The sequence below is a fragment of the Xanthomonas sp. 3075 genome (genome assembly GCF_014197275.1).
Lineage (GTDB): Bacteria > Pseudomonadota > Gammaproteobacteria > Xanthomonadales > Xanthomonadaceae > Xanthomonas > Xanthomonas campestris_B.
This window is the reverse complement of sequence record NZ_JACIFI010000008.1, coordinates 47906-60025: the sequence shown is the minus strand read 5'-3', so window position 1 is coordinate 60025 and position 12120 is coordinate 47906. Positions and strand designations below refer to the sequence as shown.

The 12120-nt window shown below is 66.1% G+C and carries 5 protein-coding genes and 1 other RNA gene; 3 read left to right on the top strand and 3 right to left on the bottom strand.

The genetic code is table 11. The annotated features are described in order from the left end of the window. Positions 1-131: 131 nt before the first annotated feature. Both GGR62_RS09465 and GGR62_RS09460 read right to left on the bottom strand, forming a co-directional pair. The gene (locus GGR62_RS09465; RefSeq protein ID WP_184407653.1) at positions 132-2777 is read right to left on the bottom strand and encodes a PAS-domain containing protein; all 2646 of its coding nucleotides are present in this window, start codon (positions 2775-2777) and stop codon (positions 132-134) included. A gap of 205 nt (positions 2778-2982) precedes the next feature. Next, positions 2983-4155, bottom strand: coding sequence for a porin (locus GGR62_RS09460; protein WP_184407652.1), 1173 nt, complete (start codon positions 4153-4155; stop codon positions 2983-2985). A gap of 284 nt (positions 4156-4439) precedes the next feature. Here GGR62_RS09460 and GGR62_RS09455 point away from each other — a divergent pair, with 284 nt between their 5' ends. From GGR62_RS09455 to GGR62_RS09445, 3 genes are all read left to right on the top strand, one after another. Continuing rightward, positions 4440-5813 (top strand): dicarboxylate/amino acid:cation symporter, encoded by a 1374-nt coding sequence (locus tag GGR62_RS09455; protein ID WP_184407651.1) that lies wholly within the window; start codon positions 4440-4442, stop codon positions 5811-5813. A gap of 166 nt (positions 5814-5979) precedes the next feature. Further along, positions 5980-8289: an NADP-dependent malic enzyme gene (locus GGR62_RS09450; RefSeq protein WP_184407650.1), complete on the top strand. Its 2310-nt coding sequence runs from the start codon at positions 5980-5982 to the stop codon at positions 8287-8289. A 76-nt stretch (positions 8290-8365) separates the two neighbouring features. Then, a non-coding RNA gene (locus GGR62_RS09445) (sX9 sRNA) lies at positions 8366-8441 on the top strand. 233 nt (positions 8442-8674) lie between these two features. On the opposite strand, the gene GGR62_RS09440 is transcribed toward GGR62_RS09445, so the two are convergent. Continuing rightward, on the bottom strand, positions 8675-12037 hold the full coding sequence (locus tag GGR62_RS09440) for a GH92 family glycosyl hydrolase (protein ID WP_184407649.1): 3363 nt from the start codon (positions 12035-12037) through the stop codon (positions 8675-8677). Positions 12038-12120 lie beyond the last annotated feature (83 nt).

The window sequence follows — 12120 nt, the reverse complement described above, 5'->3', positions numbered from 1 at the left end:
AGGCGGGTATCGGCCGACGCTGTCGCAGCGGGCGCTCTCTCGACCGATCGATGCGCGGTCAGCCCTGGCGGGTACGTAGTCTGCCGCTCTCGCGCAGTTGCGGTGAAGCATGCAGCGCTGGCCGCTCGAAACTACCCGCGCCGCAGCAACATCTGTGTCACCAACGCGCGCAGTGCCGGCGGGCGTACCGGTTTGGACAGGAATCCCCAGCCCAGTTCCAGCGCGTGTTCGCGCAGGGCCGGGTCGGGCTCTGCGGTGACCAGGATGACGCGCGGTTCGCGGTGCCAGCGCTGCACCAACTGCGGCAGCAGCGTGGGGCCGTCATGCTCGCCCATGCGCACGTCGAGCAGCAGCAGTTCCGGTACGTCCTCGGCATTGGCGGCGGCCAGGGCATCGTCGGGGCCGCCGGCAAAATCCACCCGGCATTCCCAGCGTTCCAGCAGGGTGCGGGTGGCCTCGCACACGCGCGGGTCGTCGTCCACGCACCAGATGCGGCAACCGTGCAGGATCGGGTCGTTGGCGTTTTCCGCAGGGATGGTGGGTGGTGGCAATTGTCTGGCGATGGCTGCGCGCTCGCCCAGCGGCACGCTGACCGAAAACACGCTGCCGCCGCCAAGCGTGGAACGCAGCCCGATGCGGTGGCCGAGCAGGCGGCCGATGCGCTCGACGATCGCCAGGCCCAGCCCGGCGCCGCGATCGTTGGCGACACCGTCGTCCAGGCGCCGGAATTCTTCGAAGATTTCGTGCTGCAGGGCTTCGGGAATGCCGGGCCCCTGGTCGTGGACTTCGATGCGCAGCCAGCCGCCACGGCGGCGGCAACCGATCAGGACGCGGCCGCGCGGGGTGTAGCGGATGGCGTTGGACAAGAAGTTCTGCAGGATGCGCCGCAGCAGGTTTTCATCGCTCAACACCACCGCCGAGGTCGGCACCCAGTCCAGCAGCAGACCACGGTCTTCGGCAAGGATGCCGAATTCGCGCGCCAGCGTTTCCAGCAGCGGGGCGATCGCAAAATCGCGGACCTGGGTTTTCAGGCTGCCCGCTTCCAGGCGCGAGATATCCAGCAGGCTGTTGAGGATGGCGTCCTGCGCGGCCAGCGCGCCTTCGATGCTGTCGACCACGCGCGCGCTGCCGGCGTCGGGCACCTGCCCGCGCAACACCGACACGAACATGCGCGCGGCGTTCAGCGGTTGCAGCAGGTCGTGCACCGCCGAGGCGACGAAGCGGGTCTTGTAACGGTTGGCGTTCTCGGCTTCGCGCTTGGCGGCAGCCAGGTCGCGGGTGCGCTCGGCCACGCGGTGTTCCAGTGCATCGGCCAGCGAGCGCAGTTCGCGCGCGGCGTTCTTGTAGCTGGTGATGTCGGCGTAGCTGGTGACGAATCCGCCATCGGGTAGCGGATTGCCACGGATTTCCAGCACCGTGCCGTCTTCCTTCTCGCTCTCGCGCATATGCGGTTTGCCGCTGCGCAAATGGTTGAGGCGGCGCTCGATGGCGGCCTCGATCGGCCCCGGGCCGAGCAGGCCACGGCGCGCATTGAAGCGGAACAACTCCTCGATCGGGCGGCCGATCTTGAGCAGCTCCGGCGGGAAGCGGAACAACTCCACGTAGCGCGAATTCCACGCCACCAGATTGAGCGCCTCGTCGATCACCACCACGCCCTGCGGCAGATGTTCCAGGCTGCGGCTCAGGCCGGCGTTGGCCTGTTGCGCGGCGGTGACCACGCCATCCTGCGCAGTGCGCAACTCCTCGGCATGTTGCTGCAACACTGTCTCCAGCTCGTGCCGGCTGCGCTGGCGCAAGGCCGATAGCCGTCGCCGTTGCTGCACGAACAACCACAGCAACGACAGCGCCAACCAGGTACCGGCGGCCGCAATCGCTGCGGCGCGCCCGGCCGCTGCACTGGCGCGGGTGTCGTGCAGCAGGTGCAGGCGCCAGCCGCTTTCGGGCACGTCCAGGCTCTGCCAGAGCACCGGGCTGGCGAGTGCGGGGTCGCGCACCTCGGCCAGCACGCCGCCGTTGCCGGTCTGCTCGATCAACCGGCGCCGCAGTGGCAGCAATCGCTGATCGGCGTATTGGCGGGTGCTCTGCAATTCGCTGCGATCGCGCACGCTGAGTGGAGCGAGCATGCGGTAGCGCCATTGCGGGCGGCTGGCCAGGAACACCACCTGGTGCGCGTCGGAAGCCAGCACGATATCGGGCGTCTGCAGCCACTCGCGCTCCAGCGCGGCCAGCGCGATCTTGATCACCACCACGCCCTGCACCTGACCGGCGCTGTCGACAATGGCCTGCGACAGAAAATAGCCCGGCTCGCTGGTGGTCATGCCGATGCCGTAGAAACTGCCGGTGCCGTTGGCCAATGCCTGTTGGTAGTACGGCCGGAACGCGTAATCCACGCCCACGTTGCTGCGCGCGCCGCGCCAGTTGCTGGCGGCCAGCGCGACGCCGTTGCGGTTGATCAACGTGAGCGTGGACGATTGGGTGACGTTGTTGGCGCGCTCCAGTTTGCGATTGAGCTCTTCCACCTGTTCGGGCGACAACGGGACGGACACTGCGGCGCGCAGTTCCGGGTCCAGCGCCAGAATCTGCGGCAGGGTGCGATAGCGATCGATGCGCTGCTGCAAGGCCTGCGCATAGAGGCGCAGCTGACGCCGCACGGTGGCGCTTTCGTCGTGCAGGGCGCTCTGTTCGACAAAGTGCCCTGCCGCGACCATGGCCACCACCATGCCCCCCAGCACGATGGTCAGGGTGAGCAGCAGGCGGCGACGTTGCGAGGCGTACATGCCGGCAAGTATGGCGGTCTGTCGGTCGATCGGTCAGCCATTGCCGTGACCGCACTTACCGACCACTGCCCTAAACGACTGCGACCGCACCCGGGAAGGATGCGGTCGCATGGGACCACGCAGTGGCGGAAGTGGTGCCTTGAAACAGGCATCACACACGCTGCGCGGCGGTCATACCGCCGTACAGCGGATGTGGCGACGACGCTTAGAACTGCACCTGCGCACGCAGTTCCATCACGTGCGGGGTCTCATGCACGCCGTTGCGCGTGGCATCCACCCAGCTGTAGTTGGCCTGCATCTTGAAGTGGCTGGTGAGGTACCAGTTGGCGCCGATGGTGGTGTCGTGCTGGCGGCCGCCGCTGACGCGGTTGTCTTCCAGGTCCAGGCGACTGTAGCGGGCGGTCAGCTCGACGGCGCCGTAGTCGTGCGCCGGCTTGATGTTGCCCGGCACGCCAGCGACATAGGTGCGCGATTCGCCGGTCAGCGTCCAGGTGCCGTAGAGGTACTGGCCCTGCGCGATGAAGTGCGGCTGGTTGTCGTTGCGCGCCACTTCGGCACGCAGCGCTTCGCTCTGCAGCGAGAACGGGCCATGGATCCACACCGCTTCCAGTCCTGCGCGGATCACGTGGTCCACATCCAGGATGGTGCCGGTGTCGATCAGGCGCACGTCGGTCAGGCCGGCTTCCGGACGGGCACGCAGGCGCACGCGCGGGCTGAAGGACACGCCGCGGCCGTCGCTGAAACCGCGCGGGTTTTCGACCGAGCCGGCGATGCCCAGGTGCAGCACGTCGCCTTCGGCCTTCATCGGGGTCCACACCGCATGCAGCGCCTGGGTGGTGCCGGGGTTGTCGCCCTGCAGGTCCTTGCCGCCGTAGGCGCCGGCCTGCAACAGGTATTGCGGACGCTCCAGCGTCCACTCCGCACCGGTACGACGGCCCTGGAACACCGCCTGGATCGGCAGGCCCAGTTCCATGAAGGTCCCCGCACGCGAGGCCTGCAGCGCTTCCAGGCCCACCGGCACCTTCATGTAGCCCAGGCGCACACGGCCGTAATCCTGGCCCAGCAGCGCCTTGGTCTCGACGCGGAAGAACACGTCCAGCCACAGCTTGGCTTCGAAATCGAAGTTGACGCCGGCGTCGTACACGCCCTTCTTCCGGATCGTGGCGCCGAATTCCTTGCGGCGGAAATCGGTGCGGTCTTCCAGGCGGTCGTCGCCGGAAAAGTTGTTGTCGTCGTAGGCATAGTTGCCGGTCACGCCAACCTCGGTGCCATCACCGAAGGTGTACTTGGTCGGCCAGTTTTCCAGCGAGGTGGCCGCGTTGGCGGCAGCGGGCGCGGCGGCGATGGCCAACGCAAGAACGAGCGGATTGATGCGCATAGGAGTGGTCTTCGACTGTGAGTAGGGGCCGGGCGTCCTGCCATGGCGTTCGCACTGAATAGCTTCAGCAAGCGCGCAGGTTCCGGACGGCGACAACCCTGAAGTCGGTGTCTGCGTTAAACGCAATTAACGGCCGGCGATGGCGCAGCTGAAGTGTAAGACCACGTTCAGCCCACGGACAGCGCGTAGTACCAATGGGTTATCGGCCGCAGCTGTGACGTACGGCCAGAATGCGTGCACCGGGTGCCTGCTCAGGCACCTTCCAGTTCCCTCGGAGTGGCGTCATGCACATCAGCAAGCCTGCCGGCCCTTTGCCGGCGCCTGTCCCCTTCTACCGCCAGCTGTACTTCCAGGTGGTGGTGGCGATCGTCCTGGGTGCCCTGCTTGGCCACTTTGAACCGGCCTTCGCCGAGAGCCTCAAGCCGCTGGGCGATGCCTTCATCAAGCTGGTGAAGATGATCATCGCGCCGGTGATCTTCCTGACCATCGTCACCGGCATCGCCGGCATGACCCACCTCAAGACGGTGGGCCGGGTGTTCGGCAAGGCGATGGCCTACTTCCTGTTCTTCTCCACCCTGGCACTGGTGGTGGGCCTGGTGGTGGCGCACGTGGTGCAGCCCGGCGCCGGCATGAACATCAATCCGGCCGATCTGGACCAGAGCGCGGTCAAGAGCTACGTCGAGAAGTCGCACGACCTGACCCTGGTCGGGTTCCTGATGGACATCATTCCCAACTCGCTGATCGGCGCCTTCACCGGCGACCAGGTCGTCAACGGCAAGCTGACCGGGCCCAACATCCTGCAGGTGCTGTTCGTGGCAGTGCTGTTCGGCGTCTCGCTGGCCCTGGTGGGCGAGCGCGGCAAGCCGGTGCTGCACTTCCTGGAAGCGCTGATCGCGCCGGTGTTCAAGCTGGTCCACATCCTGATGCGTGCCGCACCGCTCGGCGCCTTCGGTGCGATCGCCTTCACCATCGGCAAGTACGGGGTGGAATCGCTGGTCAACCTGGCCTGGCTGGTGGGGTCGTTCTACCTGACCTCGCTGTTGTTCGTGCTGGTGATCCTGGGGCTGGTCTGCCGGCTGTGCGGGTTCTCGGTGCTCAAGCTGATCCGCTACCTCAAGGCCGAACTGCTGCTGGTGCTGGGCACCTCGTCGTCGGAGTCGGCGCTGCCGTCGCTGATGGAGAAGATGGAAAAGGCCGGCTGCGAGAAGTCCGTGGTGGGCCTGGTGGTCCCGACCGGCTACTCGTTCAATCTGGACGGCACCAACATCTACATGACCCTGGCGGCGCTGTTCATCGCCCAGGCGACCAATACCGAGCTGACCCTGGGTCACCAGCTCGCGCTGCTGGCGGTGGCGATGCTCAGCTCCAAGGGCGCGGCGGGCGTCACCGGTGCCGGCTTCATCACCCTGGCCGCCACGCTGGCGGTAGTGCCGGAAGTGCCGGTGGCCGGCATGGCGCTGATCCTGGGCGTGGACCGTTTCATGAGCGAATGCCGCTCCTTGACCAACTTCATCGGCAACGCGGTCGCCACGGTGGTGGTGTCGCGCTGGGAAAACGCCCTGGATCGGGACCAGCTGAAGCTGGCCCTGGATGGCGGCGAACCGCCGATGCAGGCCCCGGTCGGCGAACCAGGCACCGCACCGGCCAGCTTGCGCTGATGCGTCCTGCGGCCCTGCATTCCATCGGCGATCCCGATGGGGTGCAGGGCCGTTTCGCGTTGCAGTGCGTTCGATGTTCCTGCCGCAGTGACAGCTGCGCGACAGGCCCTTGTTCAGGCAGACGGGTAGAATTGACTCTTCTGCGCCTTTGAGAACCACACAGCCGATGTCCAACGACGACTTCAAACAGGCCGCCCTCGACTATCACCGCCAGCAGCCGGCCGGCAAGATCAGGGTCTCCGCGACCAAGCCGATGCTGACCCAGCGCGATCTGTCGCTGGCGTATTCGCCGGGCGTGGCGTTCGCCTGCGAGGCGATCGTCGAAGAACCCACCCAGGCCAGCGAGCTCACCGCGCGCGGCAATCTGGTGGCGGTCATCACCAACGGCACCGCCGTGCTGGGCCTGGGCAACATCGGCCCGCTGGCGTCCAAGCCGGTGATGGAAGGCAAGGGCGTGCTGTTCCAGAAGTTCGCCGGCATCGACGTGTTCGACATCGAGATCAACGAGAACGACCCGGACAAGCTGGTGGACATCATCGCCAGCCTGGAGCCGACCTTCGGCGGCATCAACCTGGAAGACATCAAGGCGCCGGAGTGCTTCATCGTCGAGCGCAAGCTGCGCGAGCGCATGAACATCCCGGTGTTCCATGACGACCAGCACGGCACTGCGATCATCGTCGGCGCGGCCGTGCTCAACGCGCTGGTGGTCACCGGCAAGAAGATCGAAGAGGTCAAGCTGGCCACCACCGGCATGGGCGCGGCGGGCATTTCCTGCGTCAACATGCTGGTCTCGCTGGGCCTGAAGCCGGAGAACATCCTGGCGCTGGACCGCGACGGGGTGATCCACACCGGCCGCACCGACCTGGACCCGGACAAGCAGCGCTATGCGCGCGACACCGACAAGCGCACCCTGGCCGAAATCGTCGAAGGTGCCGATATCTTCCTCGGCCTGTCGGCGGCGGGCATCCTCAAGCCGGAAATGGTCGCCACGATGGCGCGCCAGCCTGTGATTTTCGCGCTGGCCAATCCCAACCCGGAGATCACCCCGGAAGCGGCCAAGGCGGTGCGCCCGGATTGCATCATCGGCACCGGCCGCTCGGACTATCCGAATCAGATCAACAACGTGCTGTGCTTCCCGTACCTGTTCCGCGGCGCGCTGGACGTGGGTGCCACCGGCATCAACGAGGAAATGAAGATCGCCTGCGTCAAGGCGATCGCGGCGATGGCACGGCGCGAGGCCTCCGACCTGGGCGCAGCCTACGGTGGCGAGACCCCGAGCTTCGGCCCCGACTATCTGATTCCGCGTCCGTTGGACCCACGCCTGCTGGTGGAGTTGTCGTCGGCGGTGGCGCAGGCGGCGATGGATTCGGGCGTGGCCACGCGCCCGATCGACGACATGGAGGCCTACCGCGACAAGCTCGGCCAGTTCGTCTACCGCACCAGCCTGATGATGAAGCCGGTCTACGACCGCGCGCGCGCCGACAAGCAGCGCGTGGTGTATGCCGAAGGCGAAGAAGAAGTGGTGTTGCGCGCGGTGCAGAACGTGGTCGACGAAGGCCTGGCGTTCCCGATCCTGATCGGCCGTCCGGACGTCATCGAAGCGCGCATCGAGCGCATGGGCCTGCGCCTGACCGCCGGCGTGGACTTCGAGATCACCAACATCCTCGACGACCCCCGCTTCAACGAATACTGGCAGTACTACCACGCGCTCACCGAACGTCGCGGCGTGACCGTCACCGCCGCCAAGGAACTGATGCGCTCGCGTCCGACCCTGATCGCCGCGGTGATGGTGGCGCGCGGCGAAGCCGATGCGATGCTGTCCGGCGTGGTGGGCCGTTTCCACAAGAAGCTGGGCTACGCGCGCAGCGTGATTCCGCTGGAACCGCGGGTGAGCTCCACCTCGGCGATGACCGGTGTAATCAACCAGCTGGGCGTGTTCTTCTTCCTGGACACGCATGTGCAGGAAGACCCCACCGTGGAGCAGGTGGTCGAAGCCACGTTGCAGGCCGCTTACCGCCTCAAGCTGTTCGGTATCGAGCCCAATATCGCGCTGCTGTCGCACTCCAACTTCGGCAGCCACGACTCGCGCGACGCGCTGAAGATGCGCCAGGTGCGCGAGGCGCTGCTCAAGCGCAAGCCCGAGCTCAACATCGATGGCGAGATGCAGGGCGATACCGCCTGGGACGAAGCGCTGCGCAAGCAGATCATGCCCAACAGCACGCTCAAGGGTCGCGCCAACCTGTTCGTGCTGCCGAACCTGGAAGCGGCCAACATCGCCTACAACCTGGTGCGCGTGTTCACCGACGGCGTGGCGATCGGCCCGATCCTGATGGGCATCTCCAAGCCGGTGCACATCCTCACCACCAGCGCCACCTCGCGCCGGGTGATGAACATGACCGCGATCGCTGCGGTGGATGCGCAGATCCGCCGCCAGCGCGATGCGGAAAAAGCGGCAACCGAGAAAAGCAACGACTGAGTCGAGGCGTTAACGACTTAGAGCCGCTAGCAACACGGCTGCGCAGCCGCTGGGTGGGCGCGTGCTCGGAATCGGCGTGTACCACGCGTACACGCAGGTTCCGAGCGCGCCGTCCACAGCTATCTGACGACTCTCGGCACGTTCTGTTAGCCGCTCCTGGCCGACAAAGCACCGGTTGATTCGACGTCGTAAACGCACCGTCGACAGGGCAACGGCCGAGAAGTGTTTCGTTCGATGTTCTGCTGCAAGGCGCCGAGCAAGCCGGCACCACATCTGCAGCAACTGTCGACTCAGCGTCGACGACCCGAAACAATGACGGGCGACGCAAGTATCAGGCGTCGTGCGTCGTCGTCGTCCGAAGCGATCACGCCAAAGACTTCACGCCTCAACGCCCATCCGGCACTGCACCCAGTAACTCGATTTCCGCCAACTGCGCACGCGCGGGCATCGTCCAACGCAGCCGATACTCCGCATACGAGCCCGGCGTCGCGATCCGGAACGGACGCGTTTGCAGCGGCCATGGGAAGCGCTCTTCGCGGCGCTCGTCGACGACGCGCCACGCACCTTCTGCGTTGCGTGCTTCCAGCGTCCAGCCTGCCGATGCAATCGCGGCGTTGCCGCTGGTCAAGGTGTAAAGCGTGGCCTCACCGTGATCGAGACCGCTCAACGTCAGTACCGTGGCTGGCGACACCGCGCTCGCGCTGCCGGCATCGTCGTCATGCAACGCCGCCAGCGCGCGACCGTCGGCCTGGATGATGCGTGCGTTGGCACCCAGCAGGTCCCGCAAGGGAGCAGGGCGTTGCCCGGCCGGCGTCAGCGACGGCGGGGCAGCGTCTGGCCCGGTGCCCCAGCGCGATGGCGACGGCCCCATCACAAAATCCAGCGTTGCGCCGCTGGCAATCGCCGCATGCGGCAACCAGGTCTTGCGCCATGGCTTGCCGTTGAGCTTGAGCGATTGCACGTACACGTTCTGCGGCGAATTCTGCGGCGCATTGACGGTCAGCGTGCCACCGCCGGGTAGCCGCACGCGCGCGTGCCGGAACAACGGCGAGCCGATCACGTACTCCGGTGCGCCCATGCGCAGCGGATAAATGCCCAGCGCCGCGAACAGATACCACGCCGACATCTCGCCATTGTCTTCGTCGCCGGCATAGCCCTGGCCGATCTCGCTGCCCAGGTATAGCCGCGCCAGAATCTCGCGCGTCAGTTGCTGGGTTTTCCACGGCTGCCCGGCATACAGATACATCCATGGAATGTGGTGCGCCGGTTGGTTGCTCTGCGCGTACATGCCCATGCGCACATCGCGCGCTTCGGTCATCTCGTGGATGGTGTCGCCGTAGGAACCGGCGAACTTGGCTTCGGCGGTTTCCGGCGTGGCAAAGAAGGTATCCAGTTTGGCGGCCAACGCCGCGCGTCCGCCATACAGCGCGGCCAGCCCTTCGCCATCGTGCGGTGCGGTGAATGCGAAGGTCCAGCCGCTGGATTCGGTGTAGTCGTGGCCCCAGACACGCGGGTCGTAGTGCGCGGCATCCACCCGCCATCGGCCATCGGCATTGCGTCCCTGGAAGAAGCCGATCGACGGATCGAACAAGGCCGCATAGCCGGCCGCGCGATGACCGAAGTACACCGCCTCGGTTGCATAGCGCTCACGATCGTTCGCTGTGGTTACCTGGCGAGACAAGGCCTCGGCCATGTTGGCGATGCCGAAGTCGTTGAGTGCGCCTTCCATCGACCACGACATGCCTTCGTGGGTGTCGGTATCGGCGTAGCCACGGAAGGTCGAGCGCGCCATGCCCTTGCGGCCCACATGCCGATCCGGCGGCACCACGGTGGCGTTCTTCAGCGCTGCGGCATAGGCCTCGGCCGGATCGAAGCCGCGCACGCCCTTGAGCCAGGCATCGGCAAATGCCACATCCGAGCTGGTGCCCACCATCAGGTCGGCGTAGCCGGGCGAGGACCAGCGCGCGATCCAACCCCCGGCGCGCGCCTGTTCCACGAAACCCTGTACCAGGGCTCCGGCATCGTCTGGGGCGAACAACGCATACGCTGGCCAAGCGGTGCGAAAGGTGTCCCACAAGCCGTTGTTGACGTACACCCGCCCGTCGCGGACTGGCGCAAAGCTGCGCACCGCGCTGCCATCGACGTTGTCGTCGGACCAACTGGACTGGCTCGCATAGCGCCAGTCCGGCGCCTGCGCGCTCCCCACGTTTTCGTGCCCGGAGTTCGGGTACAGGTAGAGCCGGTAGAGATTGGAATACAGCGTGGTGCTCTGGTCGGGCGTCGCATCGGCGACCTCGATCCGGCCCAGGAGCGCATCCCAGGCGTCCTGCGCCCGCGCAGCGACCTGCTCGACGCTCGCCTGCGGCGCGATCTCCAGCGCCAGGTTGTGTTTGGCCTGTTCGAGCGATATCAGCGAGGTCGCTATGCGCATCTGCACCTGCCGCGCGCTTCCGGCATCGAACTTGATCCACCAGGTCGGCCGCCCGCTTGCGATGCTGCCGCTGGCCGTCCATGGCCGGTCGAAGCTGGCATACACATACATGCGTGTGGCCCCGGTCGACAAACCGCTGCGCACATCGGTGTAGCCGGACAGCGTCTGCGTCTGGGTGTCCAGCTGCAACCCGCCGCGTGCATCCACGTTGTCGAACAGCAGATTGGCATCGCCCTGGGCGGGAAAACGAAAGCGGAACAGCGCTGCATGGTCGGTCGGCGCAATCTCGGCATGGATACCGTTGTCCAGCTGCACTGCATAGCGGTAAGGACGCGCGACTTCGTTGGCATGCGAGAACGCCAGCGCGCGCTTGTTGCGATCGGCTTGCGGCACGCCTGCACTCAGCGACGGCATCACCTGGAAGGTCTGCCGATCGCCCATCCACGGACTCGGTTGATGGCTGAGCGACAGCGCCTGCAGGCTTGGCCGATTGTCCGCGTCGTTACGTTCGTTCCAGCGATACAGCCAGGTCAGCGTCCCCGCATCGGTCACCGGCGTCCAGAAGTTGAAGCCATGCGGCACTGCCGTCGCCGGAAAATTATTGCCGCGCGAAAACGTGCCGTTGGACTGCGTTCCACGCGTGGTCAGCACCCAATCCGATGGCCGCGCGGGAACCGCGCGCGGTACTTCGGTGATGGCGATGTCGTCGATCCAGCCAGCGCCGGTCGCGCCTGCCGGCGGTGCCACGTCCAGTTCGATCGCCACCACACGCCGCCCGCGCAATCCAGCCACATCGCCGAGCCGCACGACCTTGCGCGCCCATTGCTGTGGATACAGCGTCTTCGACGCGCCCTGCGCCCGCGCGCCGAGCGCAATGCCATGTTGATCCCGCGCAGCGCTGGCGGACGCGCGCGTGCCGTCGTCCAGCAACAGATCCAACGACACATAGGTCGAGGCCACATGATCGCTACCCACACTTTCCGGCAACACCAGCCACGACAGCGTCGTATCGGCGCCGATCGCAATATCACGCGTAAACAAGCTGCGTCGCCCGCCCGCACCGTGGCTGTCATACCGCAACGCATGCGCACCGCTGTAGCCGGCGTTCGGTTTGGCCGCATAAGGCGTCGCCGGTCCGGTGCCGATCGCAATCCGTACATCGCCTGCCTCGGCGTTGACCGGCAACGGCTCGCCGTCTTCGAACGCGGTTGCGAACCCAGTTGCTGCAATCACCGGCAACGGTACGATGCCAGCCAGGGCAACAGCGATCGAGCGCAGCAGCCCAGGTTGGCGCAGCAGGACAATAGGCATGGTCACGTAGTGATGGCTCCTTGGCGGCGGACACGGCATGACGTTCGATGGGGTACTGCATCGTCTTTCAGCTGAACCAGCCGGATGAC

What these genes read in the sequence shown, in the direction of transcription:
- GGR62_RS09465 (WP_184407653.1), bottom strand. Translation starts at nt 2,777, where the DNA reads ATGTACGCCTCGCAACGTCGCCGCCTGCTGCTCACCCTGACCATCGTG.
- GGR62_RS09460 (WP_184407652.1), bottom strand. Translation starts at nt 4,155, where the DNA reads ATGCGCATCAATCCGCTCGTTCTTGCGTTGGCCATCGCCGCCGCGCCC.
- GGR62_RS09455 (WP_184407651.1), top strand. Translation starts at nt 4,440, where the DNA reads ATGCACATCAGCAAGCCTGCCGGCCCTTTGCCGGCGCCTGTCCCCTTC.
- GGR62_RS09450 (WP_184407650.1), top strand. Translation starts at nt 5,980, where the DNA reads ATGTCCAACGACGACTTCAAACAGGCCGCCCTCGACTATCACCGCCAG.